Raw genomic sequence first — 24,897 nt, 5'->3', positions numbered from 1 at the left:
CGCTCTGCCATTGCCGCTGCGCCTTGGCCAGCGCGCAGCGACACGCTAGGCCGGCGGCATGATGACGCTGGATGACGAACAGGCCGCCGCGCGCGCCTGGTTCGAGGAGTTGCGCGACCGGATCTGCGCGGAGTTCGAGGCGATCGAGCGCGAGGCGGGATCGGACGCCGGGTTCGACTATACGCCCTGGGATCGCGTCGATCCGAGCGGCGGTCCGGGCGGCGGCGGGGTGCGCGGGGTGATGAAGGGCCGCGTGTTCGAGAAGGTCGGGGTCAACGTCTCGACGGTCGGCGGCACCTTCGAGGGCGAGTTCGGCAAGACCATCCATGGCGCGGGCGACGATCCGCGCTTTTTCGCCACGGGCATCAGCCTCGTCGCGCACATGGCCAATCCGCACGTGCCCGCGGTGCATATGAACACGCGCTTCCTCGTGACCACCAAACGCTGGTTCGGGGGTGGCGCGGACCTCAACCCGCCGCTGCCGATCGCCGAGGACACCGAGGATTTCCACGCGACGCTGGCGCGCGCCTGCGCCGCGCACGACCCGGAACATTATCCGCGGTTCAAGCAATGGGCCGACGATTATTTCTACATTCCGCACCGGCAGGTGCATCGCGGGGTCGGCGGGATCTTCTACGATCATCTCGAGGGCGATTTCGCCCGCAACTTCGCGTTCACGCAGGATGTCGGCCGCGCCTTCCTCGACGCCTATCCACGGATCGTGCGGCGGCGGATGGACATGCCGTTCAGCGAGGCCGATGTCGCCGAGCAGCGCGCATGGCGCGGACGCTATGCCGAGTTCAACCTCGTCTATGACCGCGGCACGCTGTTCGGACTCAAGACCGGCGGCAATATCGACGCGATCCTGATGAGCCTGCCCCCGCTCGCGACCTGGGCATGACGATGGCCGGGCTGACCACGCTCTCCAACGAGCAGGTCGCGACGATCGTCACCACGCTGGTGATGACCGGGCGCCCGCGCCCGCGCGCGCTGCCCGACGCCGCGCTGCGGCTGGTGCGCTGGGAGCGGCCGTCGCCCGACCGGTATCGGACGCTGTTCCGCCGCGTCGGCGCGCGCTGGCTGTGGTTCTCGCGGCTGGTCATGGACGATGCCGCGCTCACCGCCATCGTCCATGATCCCGCGGTCGAAGTCTATGCCGCGGTCGATCGCGCCGGGATCGAGGTCGGCATGCTGGAGCTGGACTTCCGCCACGGCGCAGCGTGCGAGATCGGCTATTTCGCGCTGATCCCCGAACTGGCGGGTCGCGGACTCGGGCGCTGGCTGATGGCGCAGGCGCTGGGGCTCGCGTGGCGGGGCGGGATCGAACGGGTCTGGCTCCACACCTGCACGCTCGACCATCCGCATGCGCTCGGCTTCTACCGCGCGCAGGGGTTCGTCGCGACCAAGCGGACGGTCGAGACCTTCACCGATCCGCGCGTGCTCGGCGTGCTGCCCGCCGACGCCGCGCCTCAGGTACCCTTGCTGGCGCGGATCCGGTAGGCGACGACGCCGAGCAGCAACGTCGCGGTTGCATAGCTCGCGCCCATCGCGGCGATCAGCGCGTCGACCAGCGCCAGCGTCAGCGGATTGGCCGCGCCGCTCCGCAGCGATTCGTCGGCGAGCAGCAGCGGCGACACCGCCAGCCATTGCGCGAGAAACAGCGCGACCAGCGCGCCGGTCAGCGCGCGGTCCAGCCCCTTGGTCATCTTCCAGCTAAGCCGCAGCGACGCGAGCGGCTTCAGCGCCGGATGCCGCGCCATCGCCGGCACCGCGACGATCAGCCGCGCCTGCACGTACAGCCCCGGCAGCACCAGCATCCACAGCCCCATCGCGACCGGCACCGCCATCGCGGCGGTCGCGATCGTGAACGCGACCAGTCGCACCATCGCCTGCCCCAGCGCCTGCCCGATCGTCAGCCGGTCGGGCTCGAGCAGGAACAGCGCGATCGCCGCCAAGCCAAAGGTGCCGACCAGCTCGGCGAGCAGGAACCAGACGCCGTTCCCCTGCCCCCACGAGGCGACATTGTTGAGCCATGCCTGCATCACCACTTCGTCGCGCGGGCCGGACGGCAGCGGCGGGACCGGATCGCACAGCAGCAGCGCCGCGAACGACGGCAGGAAGACGAACGCGCCGATCACCGGCAGCAACAGCGCCGCGTCGCGGCGGAACAGCCGCCAGACGACCGACAACAATCCTGCGAACCCGATCGTCATGCCAGCGGCGCCATGCGCTGCTCGCGCTCGATCGCCGCGACATAGAAGCGCGCGTAGAAGACGCTCTGCACCGTCGTCGCGCCGGCCGAGATCAAGGTCCGGACGACCGCGACCACGAAGGCCACGCCCGCGGTCGCGTCCCCGCCGAGCGCCAGTCGCGCGACGACGCCGCTCACCATCGTCGCCGCCAGCATCGCGACGGTGGTGAGGATGAAGTAGAGGATCAGCACCCCGATCAGCTTGAGCGTCGATCCTTTGGTCAGCGCCAGGCTGCGGCGCAGCGCGCCGAACCCGCGACGTTCGTTGACGACGATCCCGAACAACGGCACGATCCGCGCGCTCAGCCACAGGCCGAGCAACGCCGCCAGCAGCACCAGCAGCCCGGCGCCGGCGGCATAGCCCGAAGCGGCGTGCGACATGTCGAGCGTCCCGGCGCCGCTCAGCGTCGCGCCCGACAGCCGGAACAACACGCCCGCCGGAATGAACAGCGCGAGCGCCGCGAGCACCAGCGCGATCAGCACGCCGAGCGCCGCCAGCAGGCGTTGCGCCGCGATCCGCAGCCCCTGCGCGCGATCCACCGCCGGGTCGCTCGCCACCGCGGTCATCGCCAGCACGCCGAGCACCAGCAGCACCAACGTAGCCAACCGGACCAGCGGCACCGCCACGATGAACGGGTCCTGGAGCGGCACGACGGTGCCGAGTGCGCCGGCGACGATCCCGGGCAGGACCAGCGTCAGCAGCGCGATGCCGATCAGGATCGCCGTGCGCCCGCGCAGGACGTCCACCGTCCGGTCCCACACGTCGCCGATCCTGACCATCGTCACCTCACGCCACCCGCGGTTGCATCTGCCCAGCGGCCTAGGGACAGTTCCGCCGCTCGGCAATGGGCGTCGTCGGCGCGGCCGGCTTGCCAAGCGCCCGACGCGCCCGCATCTGTGGCGGGTGGAGACGAACACGCAAACCCCCGACGGGATCGAGTGGCGGCTGACGCCGGGGTTGACCGACTATGCCGCCGCGCTGGCCGAGATGGAGGCGCGTGCCGCCGCAGTCGCGGCCGGCACGGCGCGCGAGCTGGTGTGGCTGCTCGAACATCCGCCGGTCTATACCGCGGGGACCAGCGCCGACCCCAGCGAGCTGGTCGATCCGCGCTTTCCGGTCGTGCCCGCCGGGCGCGGGGGGCGCTATACCTATCACGGGCCGGGGCAGCGCGTCGGCTATCTGGTGCTCGACCTCAATAGGCGCGGGCGCGACGTGCGCTGCTTCGTCCATGCGGTCGAGGGCTGGGTGATCGCGGCGCTGGCCCGGATCGGGATCGCCGCGTTCCGCGCGCCGGGGCGGATCGGGATCTGGACGCAGGATGCCGCCGGGCAGGAGGCGAAGATCGGCGCGATCGGCATTCGCGTGCGCCGCTGGGTCACGCTGCACGGCTTCTCGGTCAATCTTTCACCGGACCTGCAACACTTTACCGGGATCGTGCCATGCGGCCTCGCCGATTATCCGGTCACCAGCGCGGCGGCTTTGGGGATGTCGTCGGACCCTGCAACCTTCGACGCCGCTCTGGCGTTCACCGCCGAGGCCTTTCTCAATAGCCTGAGTTGTGCGGGTGAAAACGAGACTTGAGAGGTCACTCATCTGTGATTAATGTCCACGTCGGTTTGGGAACAAAGAAACGGCCGCAGGGTCGCCAAATCCACAGTCTAGGGAGCAATTTCATGCGTGCAGTCATCACCAAGTTCGTGGCCGGCTCGGCACTCGCGGCGGCCGCTCTCGCGGTTTCGGCGTGCGGTTCGAAGACCGAAGGCACCGAGAACACCATGGTCACCGACATGAACGCCACCGAGGGTATGGACACCATGACCGACAACATGACCGCCGTCGATGGCGCCATGAACGGCGGGATGATGGCCAACGATTCCATGATGAGCAACGACATGATGATGTCGAACATGGGCGGCATGTCGAACGCGATGTAATCTGCCGCATCGGCGATTGTATCCGAAAGGCCGTCCGGGCGACCGGGCGGCCTTTCTCTTTGTGGCAACGAACCGTTACGCGGCGTCAACAAGTTCCGGTTCCGCAAGCTATTTGCGGCGAACCGAATCCGATCCGCGCTAGTTTGCGCTTGGGTCGCCACCCCATATCATCGTAAAAGGTGCCATACGGCGTTGCCGTGTGCGAGGAGTATTGGGGAAATGCAAAAGGTGGGGATCGCCGCCGCGATCGCGACGCTGGCGGCCGGCGTGCTGGTGACGATGCCGGCAACGGCGCAATTCTACATGAAGAGCAAGGATCTGCGCGGCGAACGCGTCCGCGGCGACGAACCGGGCATCGGGCAGTTGATGCCCGGCGCGACCCCCGACGAGTTGCGCGCGGCGATGGTGTGGAACCTGCGCGCGGCGCTCAACGTCGCGGCGCTGCAATGCCAGTTCGAACCGTCGCTGCTGACCGTCCAAAACTACAATGCGATCCTTTCGGATCACAAGCAGGAGCTGGCGCAATCCTATGCGACGCTCACCAAATATTTCGAGCGGACCGCCAAGACGAAGAAGGAAGGGCAGAACGCGCTCGACCAGTTCGGCACGCGCACCTATTCGGGCTTCGCGACGGTCGCGGCGCAATATGGCTTCTGCACCACCACGTCGAGCATCGGTCGCGAGGCGCTCTACGCTCAGCGCGGGTCGTTCGGGGAGATCGCGCTCGGCCGGATGCGCGAGGTGCGCAACAGCCTGACGCCGTGGGGCGAGCAGCAGTTCCCGCGGATGCTGGTCTCGCTGACCCCGGCGTTCCTGCCGCGCTTCGACAAGGCGTGCTGGAAGAAGGACCAGTTCGTCACCAAGAAGTGCGGACAGCCGTTCGGCATCGTCAGCTACGCGGCGCGATAACGTGAGCACCGGTGTGGCGCGACCGCACCGGTAGCCGGTCTCACCGCAGGCCGAGCAGCTTGTGCGTCTGGAGCGACAGCCGCCAGCGCGGCCGCTCCATGACCACCGCCATCGCCGCCGCGACATTCGCCTCCCCTGCGGCGTCGTCGAGCGGTTGCAGAAGGAAGTGCTGGAAGTCCCAGCCCTCGATCGCGTCGATCGCGGTGCCCGGCTGCGGCCAGACCAGCTTCAGTTCGTCGCCGCGGCGCTGCACCGTCTCGCTGCCCGCCTTGGGGCTGATGCACACCCAGTCGATGCCGGGATGCACCGCCAGCGTGCCGTTGCTCTCGATCGCGATCTCGAACCCGGCGGCGTGCAGCGCGTCGACCAGCGCATCGTCGACCTGCAGCATCGGCTCGCCGCCAGTCAGCACGACGAAGCGCCGCGCGCTGCCGCCGCCCCAAAAGCCCTCGACCGCCGCGACCAGCGCCGCGGCGTCAGCGAACTTGCCGCCGCCCAGCCCGTCGGTGCCGACGAAATCGGTGTCGCAGAAGCGGCAGACCGCGGTCGCGCGGTCCTGCTCGCGCCCGCTCCACAGGTTGCAGCCCGCGAAGCGCACGAACACCGCGCGCCGCCCGGCCTGCACGCCCTCGCCCTGAAGCGTCAGGAACATTTCCTTGACGGCGTAGCTCATGATGTGAGGCTCATGGCGCGGGCGGGGTGACCGCGTAGACGGTCGGATCAGGGATACCGGCGTCTTCGAAGCCCTTGTGGCGCAGCCGGCAGCTGTCGCACAGCCCGCAATGCTTCGCGTCGGCGGTCGGATCGTAGCATGACCAGCTCATCCCCATGTCGAGCCCGAGCCGCGCGCCCTCGCGGACGATATCGGCCTTGGTCATGTGCTGGAGCGGCGCGCGAAACCGGAACGGCACGCCCTCGACCCCGGTCTTGGTGGCCAGCGCGGCGAGATGCTCAAAGGCGGCGATGAACTCGGGGCGGCAATCGGGATAGCCCGAATAATCGAGCGCGTTGACGCCGAGATAGATGTCGCGTGCCCCCGCCGCCTCTGCCCAGCCGAGCGCGAGGCTGAGAAAGATCGTGTTGCGCGCCGGCACGTAGGTGACCGGGATCGCCGCGCCGACGCCGTCCTTGGGCACGTCGATCGCGGCATCGGTCAGCGCCGAGCCGCCGAACGCCGACAGGTCGATCGGCAGCACGACATGCCGCACCGCGCCGAGCGCCGCTGCGACACGGCGGGCAGCGTCGAGCTCGACGTGGTGCCGCTGGTTATAATCGATCGACAGCGCATAGAGCGGATGCCCGGCCTCGCGCGCGAGCGCCGCGGACACCAGGGAGTCGAGCCCGCCCGAGACGAGCACGACCGCAGGAGTAGGTTGGGTCATGATCCGCGCGAGCTAGGCGCACTCCCGCCCGAGTGCAACCACCGCCGCGGCAGGCATCGCTGCAAAAAAGAACGGGTCGCCAATGAGGCGACCCGCAGGATGCCCGTACGACCGGGCGGGGAGAGAGCATGCCGCCGAAACAGCATGGCATCCTTATGACGGACAAGGGTTAATGAAGGCTTAGGGCCGATTGGCTGTCCGTGACCTTTCGGTCATCGCCCCGGACTTGATCCGGGGCCCCGCTGCTTCTTCGACCCAGCGGAAGAAGCGGGATCCCGGATCAAGTCCGGGACGACGTCACGCCGCCAGATCTTCCGCGCGCAGCGGGAAGACGGTCGAGCAGAAGGCGCAATCGACCGCGATCAGCCCGCGCTCGTCCGCCATCTCCAGCCGCTGGTCGAGCGGAAAGCGCTCCAGCACCGAACGGATATGCTCGACCGTGCAGCGACAGCCGCGCGACACCGGCTGCCCGTCGAGAACCCGCACCTCGCTCTCCTCGTTGAACAACCGCCACAGCAGCGTCTCCAGCGGCAGTTGCGGGTCGGCGAGTTCGTCGGCGGCGATCGTCTGCCCCAGCGCCTCGACATGCTCCCATTCGGGATGGTCGAGCTTGGTGTGGAGCCGCTCACGCCCCTCTTCGCCCTCGGGAAGATGCTGGAGCAGCAGCCCGCCCGCGACGCATTTGCCCGCCGCGTCCTTGTGCATCCCGACCCGCACCAGCGTCGGGATCTGCTCGGACTGGTAGAAATAGCTCTGCGCCGCCTCGGCGAGCGTCGCGCCGTCGAGCGGCACGATCCCCTGGTAACGCTCGCCGGTGCTCGCCAGATCGAAGGTGATCGCGAGATAACCGGGGCCGAACAGCGCGAACAGCGTCGGCTCGGCGGGCGCCGCCGCGAGCTTGTCGGCGTCATACTGGACATAGCCGCGCACCTCGCCGCCGCGCCAGTCGCAGACCAGCAAGGTGACGATCCCGTCCTCGGTCTGCGTCTGCATCGTCAGTTGCCCGGCGGGGTCCTTGAGCGTCGCGCCGATCAGCGCGGTCAGCGTCAGCGCCTCGGCGAGCAGCTTCTCGATCGCGGGCGGATAGGCGTGCGCGGACAGGATCGCGTCAAGCGTCGGCCCAAGCCGCACCGCGCGCCCGCGCGCGTGCCGGTCGGGGATGGTGAAACCAAGCGCGCGGTCGAGATCGGGGGTCGTGGTCTGGTCGGTCATCGTCTCTTTCGCCACCGAGCCGTCACCCCGGGACTGATCCGGGGTCCCGCGACCTCGTGGCGCAGGAGAAGCGGGACCCCGGATCAAGCCCGGGGTGACGAAGGATGTTCCGGTGAGCCGCCTAGATGGTGGCGCCCCCGCCCGCGATCAACCGATCTGCCCGAGGCACCAGCGCAGCACCGCCTTCTGCGCGTGGAGCCGGTTCTCCGCCTCCGCCCAGATCAGCGACTGCGGGCCGTCGATCACCTCCGGGGTCACTTCCTCGCCGCGATGCGCGGGCAGGCAGTGGAGGAATTTCGCATCGGGCTTCGCCGTCGCCATCAGCGCCGCATCGACCTGATAGGGCAGCATCGCCGCCAGCTTGGTGTCGGCATGCGCCTGCCCCATCGAGATCCACGTATCCGTGACGACCACGTCGGCCCCCGCCACCGCTTCGCGCGGATCGGCGACGACGCGCGCGCGGCCGCCGGCGCGCGCGATCGACGCTTCCTCGGGCTGGAACCCTTGCGGACACGCCGCGACGACGTCGAAGTGCATCAGCCCGGCGGCCTCGACGATCGAGGCGAGCACGTTGTTGCCGTCGCCCAGCCATGCGACCTTGAGTCCGGGCAGCGCCTTGCCGCTTTCGATGATCGTCAGCAAATCGGCCATGATCTGGCACGGGTGCGATTCGTCGGTCAGCCCGTTGATGACCGGGACGGTGGCGTGATGCGCCATTTCCTCGATCTTGGCGTGATCGTCGGTGCGGATCATGATCGCGTCGACATAGTTCGACAGCACGCGTGCGGTGTCGGCGACCGTCTCGCCGCGCCCGAGCTGCATCTGCCCGGCCTCCATGACGATCGACTGCCCGCCGAGCTGGCGCACCGCCATGTCGAACGACACGCGCGTGCGCGTCGAGTTCTTCTCGAAGATCATCGCCAGCACATGGCCGGCGAGCGGCGCGTCGGCATCGACGCGCCCCTTGGTCCAGCCGGCGCGCGCCTGCTTGCGCGTCAGGGCATCGTCGAGCATCGCGGCGAGCGCATCCGGCCCGGCATCGGTCAGGTTCAGGAAATGGCGCATCGTCTCTCCCCCGCTCCGCCCCCCGCGTCGAAGGGGGCGGAGATCAGGCCATCAATCGTCGGCGACCGGCACGTAGACCCGTGCCGCTTCGCTCAGCTTCTCCACGCACTCGGCGATGTGACTCTCGTCGATCACCAGCGGCGGCAGGATACGGACGACATTCTCGCCCGCCGCGACCAGCAACAGCCCGTGATGGTCGCGGCAATGCGCGACGAAGCGGCGGCTGTCGCTCTTGAGCTTCAGCCCCTGCATCAGCCCGTGCCCGCGCACCGAATCGAACAACCCGTCGTGGTTGGGGATCAGCTGCTCCAGCGACGAGCGCAGCCGCTCGCCCATCTGCGCGACATGGTCGAGGAAGCCGTCGGCGAGGATCACGTCGAGCACCGCCTCGCCCGCCGCCATCGCCAGCGGGTTGCCGCCATAGGTGGAGCCGTGCGTGCCGAACACCATGCCCTTCGCCGCCTCGGCGGTGGCGAGGCATGCGCCGAGCGGGAAGCCGCCGCCGATGCCCTTGGCTGCCGCCATGATGTCGGGGGTGACCCCATATAGCTCGTGCGCGAAGAACTTGCCGGTGCGGCCATAGCCCGCCTGCACCTCGTCGAGCACCAGCAGCAGGCCGTGTTCGTCGCACGCCTTGCGCAGCCCGTGCAGGAATTCCTGCGACGCCGGGCGAATGCCGCCCTCGCCCTGGATCGGCTCGACCAGGAAGCCGGCGGTATTGCCGTCGATCTGCGCCAGCGCCCCCTCCAGATCGTTGAACTGCGCATATTTGAAGCCGGGCAGCAGCGGCTCGAACCCGTCGCGCATCTTGGCCTGATTGGTCGCCGAGATCGTCCCCAGCGTCCGCCCGTGGAAGGCGGTGTCGAAGGTGATGAGATCGTGCCGCTCGGGATTGCCATTGGCGTAATGGTAGCGACGCGCGGTCTTGATCGCGCATTCGACCGCCTCGGCGCCCGAATTGGTGAAGAACACCGTGTCAGCGAAGGTGTTGTCGACCAGCCGCTGCGCGAAATGCTCGCCCTGCGGGCTGCCGTACAGGTTGCTGACGTGCATCAGCGTCGCGGCCTGTTCCGCAATCGCCTTGGTCAGCGCCGGATGGCCGTGGCCGAGTGCGTTGACCGCGATCCCGCTCGCGAAGTCGAGATACTGGCTGCCGTCCTCGCCATAGAGGTACACGCCCTCACCGCGCACCGGTCGCACGCCGCACCGCGGGTAGACGGGCATCAACGGCGGGATGGATGCGTCAGGCGACACGGGGCCTTCTCCTCGAACGAAAGCGGGCGGCCCGACACGGACCGCCCTTGTTCCACTAATAGCGCAAAAACGCGGACGAACAACACCGCGTCAACGTCGCGCGAACCCCCGCCCCGCCGCCGCGACCGCCAGTGCGAAAGCGAAGGAAGCCGCGCCCCACAGGGCATCGGTGCCGAGCGCGCGATAGGTCAGCGTGCCCCCGACCGCACCGATCACCAGCCCGCTCCACAGCAGCAGATACGGCACCCAGCCGGTCGCCGAAGCGGTGCCGAGCAGCGCGCCGGCCAGCGACTGGCCGAGCCGAACCAATGTCCCGGTCACATAGGTGATCGGAATGCTCACCCCGCCACCGCGCTGGAAGACGACGTTCAGCGCGCCCATCGCCGCCGCGAGCAGCACCGCGCCCGGCCCGTCGACCATCAACAACGCCGACCAGGCGAGCAAGGCGGTGCCGAACAGGATCATCGCCATCGGCGACCAGCGCCCGAGCCGCTCGCCGAGGATCGACGCGGTCATCACGCCCGACAGAAAGCCGAGGATCAGCGCGATGACCGTGATCGTCGCCCCGTCGCGCTGGACCAGATCGATCCCGAGCAATGTCGAATTGCCGCTCATGAACGACACGAACAATCCGCCGATCCGCAGGAACCCCACCGCATCGACGAACCCCGCCAGCACCGCCAGTGCGATCGCCAGCGGCCAGTCGGCGCGCGGCCGCTCGGCTATCGGCATGTCGGTTCAGCCTCGGGCCTAACCCGCCCGTCATTGCGAGCGCAGCGAAGCAATCCAGGGCCGGACCAGGACGCCCTGGATTGCTTCGCTACGCTCGCAATGACGAAGGTGCAGGGGTCGCAATCATCGGAGACAGGCGGCCTTGCGAAGATCACCACATTCAGGTCCTTGAACTTGCGTCACCGCACCTTCGTCGCCCCGGACTTGATCCGGGGCCCCGCTTCTTCTTGGCGACCGACGTAAGAAGCGGGATCCCGGATCAAGTCCGGGATGACGGGAAGTAGGCGGGCGGTAAACCTCAACTGCCCCTTGTGAAGGACCCGATCACGCATCGATCGCCTCTTCGTCGAGCCGCGCGGCATTCTCCTGAATGAACGCGAACCGATGCGCGGGATTGGTGCCCATCAGCCGGTCGACCAGGTCCTTGACGCCCATCCGCTCTTCATATTCGTGCGGCAGGGTGATGCGGATCATGCTGCGCTTCGCCGGGTCCATCGTCGTCTCGCGCAGCTGCTGCGGGTTCATCTCGCCCAGCCCCTTGAAGCGCGCGACATCGACCTTCTTGCCCTTGAACGCGGTGCGTTCGAGCTGCGCACGATGCGCATCGTCGCGCGCGTACAGGCTCTTGGTTCCCGCGGTCAGGCGGTAGAGTGGCGGCTGCGCCAGATAGAGGTGCCCCTGCCGCACCAGATCGGGCATCTCCTGAAAGAAGAACGTCATCAGCAAGGTCGCGATATGCGCGCCGTCGACGTCGGCGTCGGTCATGATGACGACGCGTTCGTAGCGGAGCTGCTCCGGGCGGCACTCCTTGCGCGTGCCGCAACCCAGCGCCTGGATCAGATCGGCGATCTCCTGATTGGCGAGGATCTTGGCGCTGGTCGCCGAGGCGACGTTGAGGATCTTGCCGCGGATCGGCAGGATCGCCTGCGTCTTGCGGTCGCGCGCCTGCTTTGCCGACCCACCCGCCGAATCGCCCTCGACGATGAAGATTTCGGTGCCGTCGGAATTGTCGGCGGCGCAGTCGGTCAGCTTGCCGGGCAACCGCAGCTTGCGCGCCGAGGTCGCGGTCTTGCGCTTGACGTCGCGCTCGGCCTTGCGCCGCAACCGCTCGTCCATCCGTTCCAGCACATAGCCGAGCAGCGCCTTGCCGCGGTCCATATTGTGCCCGAGCCAATGGTCGAAATGGTCGCGCATCGCTTTCTCGACCAGCCCGGCTGCCTCCGGCGAGGTCAGCCGGTCCTTGGTCTGCGACTGGAATTGCGGCTCGCGGATGAACACCGACAGCATCAGCTCGCTGCCGACCATCACGTCGTCAGCGGTCATGTCCTTGGCGCGCTTGCTGCCGACCAGATCGCCGAACTGGCGAAGGCCCCGCACCAGCGCCTGCCGCAACCCCTGTTCGTGCGTACCCCCGTCAGGGGTCGGGATCGTGTTGCAATACCAGCTGTAGCTGCCGTCGCTCCACAGCGGCCACGCCACCGCCCATTCGACCTTGCCCTGGCTGTCCGCGAAATCCTGCTGCCCCGCGAAGAAATCGGCGGTCGCGCATTCGCGGGTCCCGATCTGCTCCCTGAGATGATCGGACAACCCGCCGGGAAACTGGAACACCGCCTCGGCGGGCGTCTCGTCGCCGATCAGTGAGGCGGCGCATTTCCAGCGGATCTCGACCCCGGCGAACAGATATGCCTTCGATCGCGCCAGCTTGTAGAGCCGCGCCGGCTTGAAGTGCAGCTCGGGCCCGAAGATCTCGGTGTCGGGGACGAAGCTGACCGTCGTGCCGCGACGATTGGGCGCCGCGCCGACCGTCTCCAGCGGCCCCAGCGTCTGCCCGCGCGAGAAGCGCTGGCGATACAGCTGGCGGTCGCGCGCGACCTCGACCACCGTCTCGCTCGACAGCGCGTTGACCACCGATACGCCGACGCCGTGCAACCCGCCCGAGGTCGCATAGGCTTTCCCCGCGAACTTGCCGCCCGAGTGGAGCGTCGACAGGATCACCTCCAGCGCCGACTTGTCGGGGAATTTCGGATGCGGGTCGACCGGAATACCACGGCCGTTGTCGTGGATCGTCAGGCGATTGCCCGGCTCCAGCGTGATCTCGATCCGCGTCGCATGGCCCGCGACCGCCTCATCCATCGCATTGTCGAGCACCTCGGCGGCGAGATGGTGCAGCGCCCGCTCGTCGGTGCCGCCGACATACATGCCGGGGCGGCGACGCACCGGCTCCAGCCCTTCCAGCACCTCGATCGACGACGCATCGTAACTGGCGGGGGCGGCGGTGGCGGACGCGAAGAGATCGGACATGCGCGACATATACGCCCGCACCGCCCCGCGCGCCACCGCGTCCGGGGCAGCAACCGTTCGTCACGCAACCTATCGCAGCATCCTCCCGTTGCCCGGACGTCTTTTCAGGGAGTTCGTGAATGAAGGCGTATTTGTTGGCGGCGGTTGCCGCGCTGATTTCGGTACCCGCAATGGCGCAGGACGGCTCCGGCGGCGATCCGGCGGTGACCAGCGGCTTTTCGGGCATCTACGTCGGCGCATCGGGTGGTTATGACGTGCAGCCCAACGATCGCGGCGCGACGATCCTGTTCGACCGCAACCTCGACGGGCGGTTCGGCGACACGGTGCTGACCGGCACCGGCGGCAACGCCTTCGGCCCCGGCTTTTGCGGCGGCCGCGCCACGGCGGCGACCGGCCCCGTGAACGGCGGCAACGGCTGCCGCAAGGACAAGGACGGCTGGGCGTACAATGCCCGCGTCGGTTTCGATCACCAGTCCGGTCCGATCGTCTACGGCGTCGTCGGCGAGTTCGGGAAGTCACACATCAGCGACAGCGTCACCGGCTTCTCCACGACGCCGGCCAATTACGTCATGACGCGCGAGATCGGCTGGGAGGCCGCGGTGCGCGCGCGCGCCGGGTTCACCCCGAACGACTCGACGCTGTTCTACGGCACCTTTGGCCCGTCATACGCGCGGATCGACCGCGATTTCTCGTCGAGCCAGAGCACCAACAGCTTCGAACAGCGCGGCAAGCGCAACCAGTTCGGCTTCCAGGGCGGCGGCGGCATCGAGCAGCGCATCGGCGACCATTTTTCGGTCGGCATGGAATATGTCTACCATCAGTATCAGGACAACGACTTCCGCGTCCGCGCCGCGGGGCCAGCCGCCACGCCGTTCACCAACGCCAACAACGGCGGAACGGTGAGTGGGACGGACTTCCGGCGCTCGGACGACAAGTTCAACTGGCACAGCCTGCGCGCGACCGCCGCGTTCCGGTTTTAAGGCGCCGGGTGGCCTGCGCCATACTGGCGCAGGACTCACCCAAGCCCGGCCAGCGGGGCAGCACCCCGACTGACGACGCGGCTTTGCCGCGGCGGGCTTGAGGAGAGAACGCCACACCCTCAAGCCGTCATTGCGAGCGTAGCGAAGCAATCCAGCGCCGGATCAGGACGCTCTGGATTGCTTCGCTGCGCTCGCAATGACGAAGATGCACAGTTGACCCGGAACGACCCCGCCGCGGGCAAAGCCCGCGTCGTCGGACGCGGCTGTAGCCGCGCCGGCCGCGCCGATCGCCGGTTGCGCGCTCCAGCTTCGCTGGAGCTTGCGCGATCGGCGTCAGCGCATCCGCGGCCCGCCGAACGGCAGCGGCGGCGCGCGGCGATCGCGGCGCGGCAACTGCGCCTGATAGGCGTGCCCGCAATGTGTCACGCAATACGGGAAGCCCGGGTTCACCTTCTCGCCGCAAAAATGGAAATCCGGCTCGCCCGGATGCCCCAGCGGCCATTTGCAAATCTTGTCGTTCAGATCGAGCAACGACGTCTTGTCGGCATATTCCGGCGCGGTGCGCGCGGGCACCAGCCGGCGCGGCGGCGCGGGGGCGATCGGCGGCTGCTGCTCGCCGGGCGCTTGGCGGACGAACCCGCCCGGCCCGACCGAACGCAGGATCGGCTGCGGCGCGCGCTCCGGCGCGGGGGCGGCGGGCGTCGCATCCTCGGCGGCGAAGGGCGCGTCGTCCTCGTCCTCGTCGTCCGCCTCGACGGCAGGGGCGGGCGGCGGCGGCGGGGCGACGGGAGCGGCGGCGACCGGCTTGGGGCGCGGCTCCGGCTTCGGCTCGGGCGGCGGCGGCGGTGCGGCGGCCGCAGCGACCGGTGCCGGCGCGGCGGCGGCGCTGGCCTTTTCCGCAGCGACGCGCGCCTCTTCCTTGCTGACCACCGGCGACGGACGCGACTGGAGGCCGAGACGATGCGCCTTGCCGATCACCGCGTTGCGGCTGACGCCACCCAGCGCTTCGGCGATCTGGCTGGCGGTCTGGCCGCCTTCCCACATCGTCTTGAGCGTATCGATGCGCTCCTCGGTCCAGGACATGATCGTCTTCCTCGTTCGCGTTCCGGTTGCGGGCGGCGGCGGCAGCGGGTACCCGCCTTTGGAATGAGCAGCCAGCCCCCGATCGGACAAATTCCATCAGGCGTCAGAAACGCCCCCGGCGTCCCGGTGATCCGGAACGTCAATTGGGGCGGCCTGAAGACCCTCTATGTGAAGGAGGTGCGCCGTTTCTTCAAGGTGCAGCTCCAGACGATCTGGGCGCCCGCGATCACGACCCTGATGTTCCTCGTCATCTTCACCGTCGCCAATGGCGCGCGCAACCCGGTGCGCGTCGGCGGCAGCGAGGTGGCGTTCGCGGACTTCATCGCGCCCGGGCTGATCGTGATGGGGATGCTCAACAACGCCTTCGCCAACGCCAGCTTCTCGCTGCTGGTCGGCAAGATCCAGGGCACGATCGTCGACTATCTCCAGCCGCCGCTGTCTACCGCCGAGCTGCTCGCCGCGCTGACCGGCGGCGCGGTGACGCGCGCTTTCTGCGTCGGCGCGACCGTGTGGCTGGCGATGGCGCTGTGGCCCGGCGTCCACGTCACGCCGCAGCATCTGTGGGCGGTGCTGTGGTTCGGGCTGCTCGGCGCGGTGTTCCTCAGCCTCGCGGGCGTGCTGACCTCGATCTGGGCGGAAAAGTTCGACCATGCCGCCGCGGTCACCAATTTCGTGATCGCGCCGCTCACGCTGCTCAGCGGCACCTTCTATTCGGTCGACCATCTCGCGCCCGCCTTCCGCGCGTTCAGCCATGTAAATCCGTTCTTCTACGTGATCTCGGGCTTTCGCTACGGCTTCCTCGGCACCGCCGATTCGCCGGTCGCGACCGGCAGCGTGGTGATCCTCGCGATCGACGTGGCGCTGGGGCTGCTCTGCTACACGCTGCTGCGCCGCGGCTGGAAGCTCAAGAGCTGACCCACGCGCTTACCTCGGCCGAGCCGCAGGCGACGCCCCCGGCCCCGCGACTGGCGTGGATCGCGCTGGCGATCGCCGGGCTGATCGCCGCCGTGCTGCTCGGCTTCGAAATTCGTGACGGAGGACCGCTGGCGTGGGACCGCGCGATCATCCTCGCGCTACGCACCCCCGGCGATACCGCGCAACCGCTCGGGCCCGCATGGCTCCACGCGGCGATGGTCGACATCACCGCGCTCGGCAGCGGCACGATCCTGACCTGCGTGGTGATCGCGGTGGCCGGCCTGCTGCTGGTCCAGCGGCTATGGCTCACCGCGGCGCTGGTGCTGGTCGCGACGCTCGGCGGCTCGATCATCGCCGGACAGGCGAAATATTGGGTCGGCCGTCCGCGCCCCGAACTGGTCGACCATCTGGTGCAGGTGACCGGGCTCAGCTTCCCGAGCGGTCACGCCACGAACAGTGCGATCATCTATCTGACGCTCGCCGGGCTGGTCGCGCAGGTCACGCCGCGCCGCGTCGTGCGCCGCTACGTGCTGCTGCTCGCCGTGGTGCTGGTCGGCGCGATCGGGGCGAGCCGCGTCTATCTCGGCGTTCACTGGCCGTCCGACGTGCTGGCGGGCTGGTGTGCAGGCACCGGCTGGGCGGCGCTCTGGTGGTGGATCGCCGCAACCCTGCGCGGGCGAATAGGTCCGTCATTGCGGGCGTAGCGAAGCAATCCAGCGCCGGATCAGGACGCGCCGGATCGCGTCGCTCCACTCGCAATGCCGATCAGCCCTGCCGCTCGGCGAGCTTGCGCTCCCACGTCAGCGCATCGCGGACGATGCCTTCCAGATCGTCGCGCTTCGGCGTCCAGTCGATCGTCTTGAGGATCGCGCTGTTGTCCGCGACCAGCTCGCCCGGATCGCCGGGACGCCGCCCCTGCAACTTGCGCTCGATCGTCCGGTTGGTGACGCGGTCGACCGCATCCAGCACCTCGAGCACCGAGAAGCCGCGACCATAACCGCAATTGAGCACATGGCTCTCGCCCGGCTGGTCGATCAGCAGCTTGAGCGCCGCGACATGCGCCTCGGCCAGATCGCTGACGTGGACGTAGTCGCGCACGCCGGTGCCGTCGCGCGTCTCGAAATCGGTGCCGAACACCCCGACGCTGTCGCGCTTGCCGGTCGCCGCCTCGACCGCGATCTTGATGAGATGCGTCGCGCCGATCGTCGACTGCCCGCTGCGCCCCTCGGGATCGGCGCCCGCGACGTTGAAATAGCGCAGGCAGCAATGATTCATCGGGTGCGCCGCCGACACGTCGCGCAGCATGAACTCGGTCATCAGCTTCGACATGCCGTACGGGTTGATCGGCACCTTCGGATCGTTCTCCGAAATTGGCACGCGCTCGGGCGTGCCATAGGTCGCCGCGGTCGAGGAGAAGATGAAGTGCGGCACGCCCTCCGCCACCGCGCTCTCGATCAGCGTGCGCGTCGCGGCGGTGTTGTTGCGGTAATATTTGAGCGGATCGCTGACCGACTCGGGCACCACCACCGAACCGGCGAAGTGCATGATCGCCTTGACGTCGTGCTGGCGGATCACGTCGCGCACGCCCGGATCCTCGACCGCGATCCGCACGAACGCCGCGCGCCCGTCGACCGCCCAGTCGAACCCGGTGACGAGGTTGTCGATCACCACGACCTGATAGCCGGCATCGAGCAGCGCCAGCACCGCGTGGCTCCCGATATAGCCCGCGCCACCCGTCACCATCACCTTGCCGTTCAACGCCGTCATGTCAGTCTCCCGAGAAGTTGCCGCCGCGTAGCGACTTCCTACATGGGACGCAAAGGAGACGAGTTTCATGACGGACTATGCGACGCTGGCCGGCGGCTGCTTCTGGTGCACCGAGGCCGTGTTCAAGGACGTGATCGGCGTCGAGAGCGTCGAGAGCGGCTATATCGGCGGGCACGTCCCCAACCCGACCTACAAGCAGGTGTGCGGCGGCGACACCGGCCATGCCGAGGCGATCCGCGTCGGCTTCGATCCGGAACAGGTCAGCTATGCCGATCTGCTCGACATCTTTTTCGCGACGCACGATCCGACGCAGCTCAACCGGCAGGGCAACGACGTCGGCACGCAATATCGCTCGGCGATCTTCCCCGAGACGGTGATGCAGGAAGAACAGGCCAACCAGGCGATCGCGCGCGCGCAGGAGAATGCGTCGGGGAAGATCGTTACCACGATCGAGCCGTTCGCGGACTGGTACCCGGCCGAGGGCTATCATCAGGATTATTGGGAAACCTCGGGCCGCTCGAACCCCTATTGCATGGCCGTGATCCCGCCCAAGCTCCAGAAGCTGCGCAAGAGCTTCGCGGCACGCAGCAGGGCGGTCACGGCCTGATCCCGTCGCCCCTGCGCAGGCAGGGGCCCATGTCTGTGTCGTGCGTCGGACCATCTGACACAGCCACGACGTTCCTGTGTCAGATGTTTCACGGAACGAAACAGCCATGGGCTCCGGCCTGCGCAGGAGCGACGTCTCAAACAGTCGTCATTCCCGCGAAGGCGGGAATCCAGAACTCCTGACGTCCCAACTCCTGCAAAAGACCTGCGCGTCTGGCGCCCCGCCTCCGCGGGGCTGACGGATGGGACTTACCGATGCGCCGCGCGGCGGAGTCGATCATTGATCGCGACGCCGACCCCCGTTTCCGGGATCGGAGCGACCGCAATCCCCTCACGATCGCTGGCATCCGCGCGGTGGAGTGCGTCGAACAGCCGCGCCGCCGCCGCCTCCAAATCACCTGTCGCCGACAGCGTGTCGTCACCCGCGACCGCGCCGAAGCCGATCAGCCACTCCCCCACGCCGTGCGCAACCGCCGCCAGCCGCAACGGCTTGCGCGGCGCGTAATGCGTCGCGAGCTGCCCGGGCGCGCTGATACGCGCGGTCGTGCCCGCCGCGACCGGCAGCACCTCGCCCAGCATCTCGGCGGTCACCGGCCCCGGCCGCAGGATCGTGCGCCCCGCGACGATCGTCGACTCGACCCCCGTCGCGGTCGCACCGTCGTCGAGGATCAGCGCCACCGCCCCGCCGAGGCTCGCCGCAACGTGCGGCGCGCGCGTCGGGCTGATCCCGTTGCTCGCGTTGGCCGACGGCGCGGCGAGCGGTGCGCCGCTCGCCGCCAGCAATGCCTGCATCGCCCGGTGCGCCGGCACGCGGAGCGCGATCGTGTCGAGCCCCGCGGTCACCAGCGACGCGATCCCCGCTTCTGCACGCACCGGCAGCACCAGCGTCAATGGCCCCGGCCAGAACCGCGCCGCCAGCGCGCGCGCATCGGCATCGAACACCGCGATCCGCTCCGCCGCCGCCAGATCCGGCACATGGACGATCAAGGGATTGAAGCTCGGCCGCCCCTTGGCCGCATAGATGCGCGCCACCGCCGCCGAATCACGCGCGTCGGCGGCGAGACCGTAGACGGTTTCGGTCGGCACCGCGACGATACCGCCGGCACGAATAACGCCGGCGGCTTCCTCGACAGCCGCCATGCCGTAACGTCGAATGACAGGGTCTTGAGCACGCATCGCGCTCGGCTATAGCGGCTGGACAGGAGAGAGAGAAATGCCCTTCGCCGCCGCCACCGCCGATCAGCGCTTCGTGCTCGACCATGTCGTCCGGCTGGACGAGATCGCCGCCGCCGACCGCTTCGCCGCCGCCTCGCCCGACGTGATCGAGGCGGTGCTGGACGGCGTGGCGCAATTCGCGGCCGGTGAATGGGCCCCACTCTTGCGCGCGGGTGACACGATCGGCGCGAAATGGACCCCCGATGGCGTGAAGATGCCCGCCGGGTTTCCCGAAGCGTATCGCGCCTATGTCGAGGGCGGCTGGGGCACGATCGGCGTCGACGAGCAATGGGGCGGACAGGGGCTGCCGTTCGTCGTGCAGGCCGCGGTGCTGGAGACGCTCGGCACCGCCAACATGGCGTTCGCGCTGTGCCCGACGCTGACGGTCGGCGCGATCGAGGCGCTGGCGCATCACGGCTCGCCCGAGCAGCAGGCGACCTACCTCCCCAGGCTCGCGACCGGCGAATGGACCGGCACGATGAACCTCACCGAGCCGCAGGCGGGCAGCGACGTCGGCGCGCTCCGCACCACGGCCACGCCGCGCGGCGACGGCACGTTCGCGATCAAGGGCACCAAGATCTTCATCAGCTTCGGCGACCACGATCTGGCGGACAATATCGTCCACCTCGTGCTCGCGCGCACCCCCGACGCGCCGGCCGGCACGCGCGGCATCTCGTTGTTCCTCGTGCCAAAGGTCCGGCTCGACGGCACCCCCAACGACGTGCGCGTGGTGTCGATCGAACACAAGATGGGGCTCCACGCCTCGCCGACCTGCGTGCTGTCGTTCGGCGATCACGACGATTGCCGCGGCGAGCTGATCGGCCCCGAGTTCGGCGGGATACGCGCGATGTTCACGATGATGAACAACGCCCGCCTCAACGTCGGGCTACAGGGCGTGCAATCGGCGGAAGCGGCGACGCAGGCGGCGGTCGCCTATGCGCGCGACCGCGTACAGGGCGCGCGCGACGGCAGGGCGGCGGCGATCGTCGAACATGCCGATGTCCGCCGGATGCTGCTGCGGATGAAGGCGCAGACGATGGCGGCGCGCGCGCTCGTCTATTACGCCTGCGGGCAGGTCGATCGCGCGACGCTCGGCGATGCGCGCGCGAAGGAGCGGCTGGAGATCATGACCCCGCTCGCCAAGGCGCATGCCACCGACATCGGCAACGAGGTCGCGAGCCTCGGCATCCAGGTCCACGGCGGGATGGGCTATGTCGAGGAAACCGGCGCGGCGCAGTTCTTCCGAGATGCCCGGATCACCCCGATCTACGAAGGCACCAACGGCATCCAGGCCGCCGATCTGGTCGGGCGCAAGCTGGGGCTGTCGAACGGCGGCGCGTTCGCCGACCTGATCGCCGACATGCGCACCGAGGCGCAGGCCCCGGCGCTGGTGCGGCTGATCGACGCGTGCGAGGCGGTCGGGCGGCGCTTGCAGGGCGCGAACGCCGACGATCGCCATGCGGCGAGCTATCCGTTCCTGACGATGCTGTCGGTCGCGTCGTGCGGCTGGCTGATGGAGCGACAGGCGCGCGTCGACGGCGCGGATCGGGTCAAGAAGGTCGCAGCGGCTTTCTATCTGGAGCAGGTCGTGCCCGAGGCGTTGGGGCTGGAAGCGGCGGCGAACGCCGACGCGTCGGTGCTCTACGCGCTGCCGGCGGAGGCATTCTGACCTTTCCGTCATTGCGAACGTAGCGAAGCAATCCAGGGCGTCCTGGTCCAACCCTGGATTGCTTCGCTACGTTCGCAATGACGGACGATTCTTCGTCGTCCCGGGCTTGACCCGGGACCCCGCTTCTTCTTCACGCACGTCAAGAAAAAGCGGGACCCCGGATCAGGTCCGGGGCGACGGGGAACGATCTACTCCCCCGACGGGCATCCATTAACCGGTGCCGGCCCCGCCTTCTCCGGGTACCAGCGCGCCACGCGCCGATCCTGATCGTAGAGGCACACCGCCGGGTCGGTCCCGTCCGGCCGGATCGCGACCGCCCAGTTATGCGGCCCGCAATTGTGCGGCTCGCACCCGAACGCGACCAGTTTGCCCTCGACCAGCGCGATCGGCGTCGCGGTCACGTCGCTGCCGAGCACCAGATCGCGCACCTGCTTGTCGGGCACCACCGCCGCCACCGCCTCGCGCACCTGCGGCTGGCGCAGGAAGCTGGGCGCGGCCCCCTTCGGCTCGGTCGGATATTCACCGACATAGGCCGACAGATCGGACGGCGGCGACGGCGCAGCGCTCGGCGTCGGCGACGGCGCGGCCACGCTGGGGGTCGGGGTCGGTGCAGCGGGTTCGCGCTGGCACCCGGCCAGCACGACGCCCAGCGTCAGCGGAAGAAGAAAGACACGCATCATCCGGGTCAAAGCGTCACGCCGGCGCGCGTTCCAGCAGTTCGGCCGCATTCAGCCCGAGCAGCGCGATCCGCTCGCGGATCCGCGGCCATTGCTGCGCGACGAAATCCTCGCGCTCGACGGTCCGCAACCGTTCGGCCGCGCCGGGCAGCACGAACATCCCGACGCCGCGCCGCACCTCGACATAGCCGTCGTCCTGAAAGCTCTGATAGGCCTTGGCCACCGTCAGCGGGTTCGCGCCATGCTCGGCGGCAAGCGCCCGGACCGAGGGGAGCTGGTCGCCCGCGCCGAACTCGCCGCGCAGGATCGCCGCCGCGATCGTGCCGCGCAGGCGGAGATAGACGGGCGAGTCATCGTTGCTGAGCGCTGCCATGCTGCCTTAATACAGCATGGGTCTAGCGGTGTCGAGGTCAGCCCTGCCAGTCGCTCCACAGCCGCGCCTCGTCGGGACGCGGACGCTCGTCGAGCGGGCGGCCGGGCGTGCCGATGAACATGAACCCCGCAATCCGCTCCGGCGCTTGCCCGAACGCGTCGCGGACACGGTCGGAAAACGCCGGCCAGCCGGTCAGCCACCCGCCCGCAAACCCGGAAGCATGGACGGCGTGGAGCAGGTTCATGCACGCTGCCCCCGCCGACAATTCCTGCTCCCACAACGGGATGTGGCTCTCCGTCCGCGGGCTCGACAAGGCGATCACCAGTGCCGGTGCCTGCCGCGCGAACTGCTCCATCGCCTCGATCTCGGCGCGTCCCGCGGCGGGACGCTCCTCGCGATAGGCATCGACCAGCAACGCGGCGAGCGCGTCGCGGCGGTCGTCGCCGACGATCACGAACCGCCACGGCGCGAGCTTGCCGTGATCGGGAGTGCGCCCGGCGATGCGGATCATCTCGACCAGTTGCGCATGATCCGGCCCCGGCGCGATCAGGTCGCGCGGCTTGCCCGAACGGCGCGTGGTCAACAGCGAGAGCGGCGAGGAAAGGTCGTTGAACATCACGCGACCTTGGATAGGCGATGTGACAGGATATTTACAGCGCCCGCTTAACCGTTAGTCTCGGGCGCAACCTTGTTCCCCCGCGCATGACCGCGGGCGACGACCCGTATTCTGGAGAGCTTGCCCCTCATGGTGGACACCCCAACCGCGGACAGCCCGCGCGAGCCGGATATCAGTCACGTCAATCCGGCCGAGGAGGCGACCTGGTTCGGCCATCCCCGTCAGCTCGCCCGGCTGTTCACGACCGAGATGTGGGAGCGGTTCGGCTTCTACGGGATGCGTGCGCTGCTCACGCTGTATCTGACGCAGCATTTCCTGTTCGGCGACCGGCAGGCGACCGGGCTGTACGGCGGCTATACCGCGCTGGTGTACCTCACCCCGCTGATCGGCGGCTATCTCGCCGACCAGTATCTGGGCTCGAAGCGCGCGGTGAAGTTCGGCGCGGTGCTGATGGCGATCGGCTATTTCACGCTCTGCTTCGGCGGCGAGACCGCCAAGCCGTTCGCGACCGTCGACGGCCAGCGCTACGAGGTCGCGATCGAGAAGAACGCCGAGGGGGTCGAGACCCGCTACGTGCTCGACGGCGCGAAGCGGCTGGCGATCAAGGGCAATGACGACGGCACCGTCGCGCTGCTCGGCGCGGACGGCCAGCCCGAACGCACCGTCGCCAAGGGCGCGTTCCAGTCGGATGGCGAGCGCAGCCCGTTCTACGTGACCGTCATGCTGCTCGCGCTGTGTCTGGTGTCGGTCGGCAACGGCTTCTTCAAACCGAACATCTCGACGATGGTCGGCGAGCTGTATCCGGCCGGCGATCGCCGTCGCGATACCGGGTTCACGATCTTCTACATGGGGATCAACATCGGCTCGACGCTGTCGCAATTGCTCTGCCCGCTGCTCGCGACGATGGTCGGCTGGTGGGCGGGCTTCGGGCTCGCGGCGATCGGGATGCTCGCCTCATGGGCGCTGATCCAGTTCGATGGCGGGCGGCTCGCCGGCTATGGCGAATCGCCGGTGAAGCCCGGCCAGCGCGACCGCGCGCTGGGCATCTATGCCGCCGCGCTGATCGGCGTACCGATCTTCTATTTGCTGTTCACCAACCTGATGAACGCGCCGGACCCGGTCGCGGGCGCCGGGCTGATCGGCTACATCATCGCGCTGCCCTTGATGGGCAAATTGCTGTTCGGCACCTTCCTGATCGCGGTGCCCGGCATCCTGATCTGGTCGTTCGCCAACGGCTCGCGGGTCGAGTTCCAGATGATGCTGGCGGCGATGGTGCTGATCGTCTTCAACGTCGTGTTCTGGACGCTGTTCGAACAGGCCGGATCGAGCCTGACGCTCTACGCCGACCGCAACACCGATCTCTCGATCTTCGGATTGTTCTCGCTGTCGGCGGGGCAGACGCAGTTCTTCAACGCCTTCTTCATCGTCGTCTTCGCGCCGATCATGGCGGCGATGTGGACGAAGCTGGCGGCGGCGGGGCGCGAGCCGTCGATCCCGGTCAAGTTCGGCATCGCGCTGATGCTGGTCGGGTTCGGCTTCCTGTTCCTCGTCTTCGGCGGGCGCTTCGCGGGCGCGGACTTCAAGGTCGCGATCTGGTGGCTCGCCGGGCTGTACCTGATCCACTCGGTCGCGGAATTGTGCATCTCGCCGGTCGGGCTGTCGATGATCACCAAGCTGTCGATCGCGCGCGTCGTCGGGCTGATGATGGGCGTGTGGTTCCTGTCGGTGTCGGTGGCGCAATATGTCGCCGGGATCGTTGCGCAGGTCGCCAGCGTAGAGACGGTCGGCGGACAGGTGACGAACCTCAAGGTCAGCCTCGATACCTATAACGGCGTGTTCTGGACGATCGGCCTTGCCGCCACCGCGATCGGCCTGCTGCTGATCGCGCTGTCGCCGGTGATCCGGAAGTGGATGCACGGCGTGCAGTGATCGACATCAATCGACACGCGACAAAA

General features: G+C 68.4%; 26 protein-coding genes. 11 read left to right on the top strand and 15 right to left on the bottom strand.

Features of this window, described 5'->3' with window-relative positions; all coding sequences use genetic code 11:
- The first annotated feature begins 58 nt into the window (after positions 1-58).
- Together hemF and FHS97_RS03495 are read left to right on the top strand one after the other, a co-directional pair.
- Positions 59-901: an oxygen-dependent coproporphyrinogen oxidase gene (gene hemF, locus FHS97_RS03500; RefSeq protein WP_184033264.1), complete on the top strand. Its 843-nt coding sequence runs from the start codon at positions 59-61 to the stop codon at positions 899-901.
- A 2-nt stretch (positions 902-903) separates the two neighbouring features.
- Positions 904-1,500: a GNAT family N-acetyltransferase gene (locus FHS97_RS03495; protein WP_184033262.1), complete on the top strand. Its 597-nt coding sequence runs from the start codon at positions 904-906 to the stop codon at positions 1,498-1,500.
- Here the strand turns inward: FHS97_RS03495 and FHS97_RS03490 are convergent.
- Entirely contained in the window at positions 1,470-2,213 is a 744-nt protein-coding gene (locus FHS97_RS03490) for a hypothetical protein (protein WP_184033260.1), read from the bottom strand. The two genes, FHS97_RS03495 and FHS97_RS03490, sit on opposite strands and share 31 nt — an antisense overlap.
- Positions 2,210-3,031 carry a hypothetical protein gene (locus FHS97_RS03485; protein WP_184033258.1) on the bottom strand — a complete coding sequence of 274 codons (822 nt, stop codon included), beginning with the start codon at positions 3,029-3,031 and terminating at the stop codon, positions 2,210-2,212. Before FHS97_RS03485 ends, FHS97_RS03490 begins: the two co-directional genes overlap by 4 nt.
- Positions 3,032-3,155: 124 nt before the next feature.
- On the opposite strand from FHS97_RS03485, the gene lipB reads away from it, so the two are divergent.
- From lipB to FHS97_RS03470, 3 genes are all read left to right on the top strand, one after another.
- A complete protein-coding gene (gene lipB / locus FHS97_RS03480; protein ID WP_184033256.1) occupies positions 3,156-3,833 on the top strand; it encodes a lipoyl(octanoyl) transferase LipB in 678 nt (225 codons plus the stop codon).
- A gap of 92 nt (positions 3,834-3,925) precedes the next feature.
- Positions 3,926-4,186, top strand: coding sequence for a hypothetical protein (locus tag FHS97_RS03475; RefSeq protein ID WP_184033254.1), 261 nt, complete (start codon positions 3,926-3,928; stop codon positions 4,184-4,186).
- A 219-nt stretch (positions 4,187-4,405) separates the two neighbouring features.
- On the top strand, positions 4,406-5,095 hold the full coding sequence (locus tag FHS97_RS03470) for a hypothetical protein (RefSeq protein ID WP_184033252.1): 690 nt from the start codon (positions 4,406-4,408) through the stop codon (positions 5,093-5,095).
- A 40-nt stretch (positions 5,096-5,135) separates the two neighbouring features.
- Here the strand turns inward: FHS97_RS03470 and queE are convergent, their stop codons facing one another.
- From queE to parE, 7 genes are all read right to left on the bottom strand, one after another.
- On the bottom strand, positions 5,136-5,768 hold the full coding sequence (queE, locus tag FHS97_RS03465; protein ID WP_184033250.1) for a 7-carboxy-7-deazaguanine synthase: 633 nt from the start codon (positions 5,766-5,768) through the stop codon (positions 5,136-5,138).
- A 10-nt stretch (positions 5,769-5,778) separates the two neighbouring features.
- Positions 5,779-6,477, bottom strand: coding sequence for a 7-cyano-7-deazaguanine synthase QueC (gene queC / locus FHS97_RS03460; protein ID WP_184033248.1), 699 nt, complete (start codon positions 6,475-6,477; stop codon positions 5,779-5,781).
- A 297-nt stretch (positions 6,478-6,774) separates the two neighbouring features.
- The gene (hslO, locus tag FHS97_RS03455; protein ID WP_184033247.1) at positions 6,775-7,689 is read right to left on the bottom strand and encodes an Hsp33 family molecular chaperone HslO; all 915 of its coding nucleotides are present in this window, start codon (positions 7,687-7,689) and stop codon (positions 6,775-6,777) included.
- A 147-nt stretch (positions 7,690-7,836) separates the two neighbouring features.
- On the bottom strand, positions 7,837-8,754 hold the full coding sequence (gene argF / locus FHS97_RS03450; RefSeq protein ID WP_184033246.1) for an ornithine carbamoyltransferase: 918 nt from the start codon (positions 8,752-8,754) through the stop codon (positions 7,837-7,839).
- Positions 8,755-8,805: 51 nt separating this feature from the next.
- A complete protein-coding gene (locus tag FHS97_RS03445; protein ID WP_343053355.1) occupies positions 8,806-10,008 on the bottom strand; it encodes an aspartate aminotransferase family protein in 1,203 nt (400 codons plus the stop codon).
- Positions 10,009-10,098: 90 nt separating this feature from the next.
- Entirely contained in the window at positions 10,099-10,740 is a 642-nt protein-coding gene (locus FHS97_RS03440; protein WP_184033245.1) for a YoaK family protein, read from the bottom strand.
- A 324-nt stretch (positions 10,741-11,064) separates the two neighbouring features.
- Positions 11,065-13,041, bottom strand: a complete 1,977-nt coding sequence (parE, locus tag FHS97_RS03435) for a DNA topoisomerase IV subunit B (protein WP_184033244.1) — start codon at positions 13,039-13,041, stop codon at positions 11,065-11,067.
- A gap of 119 nt (positions 13,042-13,160) precedes the next feature.
- On the opposite strand from parE, the gene FHS97_RS03430 reads away from it, so the two are divergent.
- Positions 13,161-14,021 (top strand): outer membrane protein, encoded by an 861-nt coding sequence (locus FHS97_RS03430; protein WP_184033243.1) that lies wholly within the window; start codon positions 13,161-13,163, stop codon positions 14,019-14,021.
- A 333-nt stretch (positions 14,022-14,354) separates the two neighbouring features.
- Here FHS97_RS03430 and FHS97_RS03425 read toward each other — a convergent pair whose 3' ends face one another.
- Positions 14,355-15,104, bottom strand: coding sequence for a GcrA family cell cycle regulator (locus FHS97_RS03425; protein ID WP_184033242.1), 750 nt, complete (start codon positions 15,102-15,104; stop codon positions 14,355-14,357).
- A gap of 63 nt (positions 15,105-15,167) precedes the next feature.
- Here FHS97_RS03425 and FHS97_RS03420 point away from each other — a divergent pair, with 63 nt between their 5' ends.
- Positions 15,168-16,019: an ABC transporter permease gene (locus FHS97_RS03420; protein ID WP_184033240.1), complete on the top strand. Its 852-nt coding sequence runs from the start codon at positions 15,168-15,170 to the stop codon at positions 16,017-16,019.
- A gap of 92 nt (positions 16,020-16,111) precedes the next feature.
- Positions 16,112-16,723, top strand: coding sequence for a phosphatase PAP2 family protein (locus tag FHS97_RS03415; protein WP_343053353.1), 612 nt, complete (start codon positions 16,112-16,114; stop codon positions 16,721-16,723).
- A 61-nt stretch (positions 16,724-16,784) separates the two neighbouring features.
- Here the strand turns inward: FHS97_RS03415 and galE are convergent, their stop codons facing one another.
- On the bottom strand, positions 16,785-17,786 hold the full coding sequence (gene galE, locus FHS97_RS03410) for a UDP-glucose 4-epimerase GalE (RefSeq protein WP_246346418.1): 1,002 nt from the start codon (positions 17,784-17,786) through the stop codon (positions 16,785-16,787).
- Between the two features lie 67 nt (positions 17,787-17,853).
- On the opposite strand from galE, the gene msrA reads away from it, so the two are divergent.
- Positions 17,854-18,393, top strand: a complete 540-nt coding sequence (gene msrA / locus FHS97_RS03405; protein WP_184033239.1) for a peptide-methionine (S)-S-oxide reductase MsrA — start codon at positions 17,854-17,856, stop codon at positions 18,391-18,393.
- Positions 18,394-18,641: 248 nt separating this feature from the next.
- Here msrA and FHS97_RS03400 read toward each other — a convergent pair whose 3' ends face one another.
- Positions 18,642-19,532, bottom strand: a complete 891-nt coding sequence (locus tag FHS97_RS03400) for an L-threonylcarbamoyladenylate synthase (protein ID WP_246346417.1) — start codon at positions 19,530-19,532, stop codon at positions 18,642-18,644.
- Between the two features lie 73 nt (positions 19,533-19,605).
- Between FHS97_RS03400 and FHS97_RS03395 the strand changes: the two genes are divergently transcribed.
- Positions 19,606-21,276 (top strand): acyl-CoA dehydrogenase family protein, encoded by a 1,671-nt coding sequence (locus FHS97_RS03395; RefSeq protein ID WP_184033237.1) that lies wholly within the window; start codon positions 19,606-19,608, stop codon positions 21,274-21,276.
- A 188-nt stretch (positions 21,277-21,464) separates the two neighbouring features.
- Here the strand turns inward: FHS97_RS03395 and FHS97_RS03390 are convergent, their stop codons facing one another.
- Genes FHS97_RS03390 through FHS97_RS03380 form a run of 3 tightly spaced genes read right to left on the bottom strand, consistent with a single transcriptional unit; the run spans position 21,465 to position 22,942 of the window.
- A complete protein-coding gene (locus FHS97_RS03390; protein ID WP_184033236.1) occupies positions 21,465-21,953 on the bottom strand; it encodes a hypothetical protein in 489 nt (162 codons plus the stop codon).
- 16 nt (positions 21,954-21,969) lie between these two features.
- Positions 21,970-22,326, bottom strand: a complete 357-nt coding sequence (locus FHS97_RS03385; RefSeq protein ID WP_159754887.1) for a GntR family transcriptional regulator — start codon at positions 22,324-22,326, stop codon at positions 21,970-21,972.
- A 37-nt stretch (positions 22,327-22,363) separates the two neighbouring features.
- Complete coding sequence (locus FHS97_RS03380) at positions 22,364-22,942, bottom strand: nitroreductase family protein (protein WP_184033235.1); 579 nt, start codon at positions 22,940-22,942, stop codon at positions 22,364-22,366.
- Between the two features lie 129 nt (positions 22,943-23,071).
- On the opposite strand from FHS97_RS03380, the gene FHS97_RS03375 reads away from it, so the two are divergent.
- Positions 23,072-24,871, top strand: a complete 1,800-nt coding sequence (locus tag FHS97_RS03375) for a peptide MFS transporter (RefSeq protein WP_184033234.1) — start codon at positions 23,072-23,074, stop codon at positions 24,869-24,871.
- The last annotated feature ends 26 nt before the right edge of the window (positions 24,872-24,897 follow it).

It is taken from the genome of Sphingomonas endophytica (assembly GCF_014199415.1).
GTDB lineage: Bacteria > Pseudomonadota > Alphaproteobacteria > Sphingomonadales > Sphingomonadaceae > Sphingomonas > Sphingomonas endophytica.
The sequence above is the reverse complement of the archived record's forward strand: the minus strand, read 5'-3'. Positions and strand labels throughout refer to the sequence as shown.

What these genes read in the sequence shown, in the direction of transcription:
- hemF (WP_184033264.1), top strand. Translation starts at nt 59, where the DNA reads ATGATGACGCTGGATGACGAACAGGCCGCCGCGCGCGCCTGGTTCGAG.
- FHS97_RS03495 (WP_184033262.1), top strand. Translation starts at nt 904, where the DNA reads ATGGCCGGGCTGACCACGCTCTCCAACGAGCAGGTCGCGACGATCGTC.
- FHS97_RS03490 (WP_184033260.1), bottom strand. Translation starts at nt 2,213, where the DNA reads ATGACGATCGGGTTCGCAGGATTGTTGTCGGTCGTCTGGCGGCTGTTC.
- FHS97_RS03485 (WP_184033258.1), bottom strand. Translation starts at nt 3,031, where the DNA reads ATGGTCAGGATCGGCGACGTGTGGGACCGGACGGTGGACGTCCTGCGC.
- FHS97_RS03475 (WP_184033254.1), top strand. Translation starts at nt 3,926, where the DNA reads ATGCGTGCAGTCATCACCAAGTTCGTGGCCGGCTCGGCACTCGCGGCG.
- FHS97_RS03470 (WP_184033252.1), top strand. Translation starts at nt 4,406, where the DNA reads ATGCAAAAGGTGGGGATCGCCGCCGCGATCGCGACGCTGGCGGCCGGC.
- queE (WP_184033250.1), bottom strand. Translation starts at nt 5,768, where the DNA reads ATGAGCTACGCCGTCAAGGAAATGTTCCTGACGCTTCAGGGCGAGGGC.
- queC (WP_184033248.1), bottom strand. Translation starts at nt 6,477, where the DNA reads ATGACCCAACCTACTCCTGCGGTCGTGCTCGTCTCGGGCGGGCTCGAC.
- hslO (WP_184033247.1), bottom strand. Translation starts at nt 7,689, where the DNA reads ATGACCGACCAGACCACGACCCCCGATCTCGACCGCGCGCTTGGTTTC.
- argF (WP_184033246.1), bottom strand. Translation starts at nt 8,754, where the DNA reads ATGCGCCATTTCCTGAACCTGACCGATGCCGGGCCGGATGCGCTCGCC.
- FHS97_RS03440 (WP_184033245.1), bottom strand. Translation starts at nt 10,740, where the DNA reads ATGCCGATAGCCGAGCGGCCGCGCGCCGACTGGCCGCTGGCGATCGCA.
- parE (WP_184033244.1), bottom strand. Translation starts at nt 13,041, where the DNA reads ATGTCCGATCTCTTCGCGTCCGCCACCGCCGCCCCCGCCAGTTACGAT.
- FHS97_RS03430 (WP_184033243.1), top strand. Translation starts at nt 13,161, where the DNA reads ATGAAGGCGTATTTGTTGGCGGCGGTTGCCGCGCTGATTTCGGTACCC.
- FHS97_RS03425 (WP_184033242.1), bottom strand. Translation starts at nt 15,104, where the DNA reads ATGTCCTGGACCGAGGAGCGCATCGATACGCTCAAGACGATGTGGGAA.
- FHS97_RS03420 (WP_184033240.1), top strand. Translation starts at nt 15,168, where the DNA reads ATGAGCAGCCAGCCCCCGATCGGACAAATTCCATCAGGCGTCAGAAAC.
- galE (WP_246346418.1), bottom strand. Translation starts at nt 17,786, where the DNA reads ATGACGGCGTTGAACGGCAAGGTGATGGTGACGGGTGGCGCGGGCTAT.
- msrA (WP_184033239.1), top strand. Translation starts at nt 17,854, where the DNA reads ATGACGGACTATGCGACGCTGGCCGGCGGCTGCTTCTGGTGCACCGAG.
- FHS97_RS03400 (WP_246346417.1), bottom strand. Translation starts at nt 19,532, where the DNA reads ATGGCGGCTGTCGAGGAAGCCGCCGGCGTTATTCGTGCCGGCGGTATC.
- FHS97_RS03395 (WP_184033237.1), top strand. Translation starts at nt 19,606, where the DNA reads ATGCCCTTCGCCGCCGCCACCGCCGATCAGCGCTTCGTGCTCGACCAT.
- FHS97_RS03390 (WP_184033236.1), bottom strand. Translation starts at nt 21,953, where the DNA reads ATGCGTGTCTTTCTTCTTCCGCTGACGCTGGGCGTCGTGCTGGCCGGG.
- FHS97_RS03385 (WP_159754887.1), bottom strand. Translation starts at nt 22,326, where the DNA reads ATGGCAGCGCTCAGCAACGATGACTCGCCCGTCTATCTCCGCCTGCGC.
- FHS97_RS03380 (WP_184033235.1), bottom strand. Translation starts at nt 22,942, where the DNA reads ATGTTCAACGACCTTTCCTCGCCGCTCTCGCTGTTGACCACGCGCCGT.
- FHS97_RS03375 (WP_184033234.1), top strand. Translation starts at nt 23,072, where the DNA reads ATGGTGGACACCCCAACCGCGGACAGCCCGCGCGAGCCGGATATCAGT.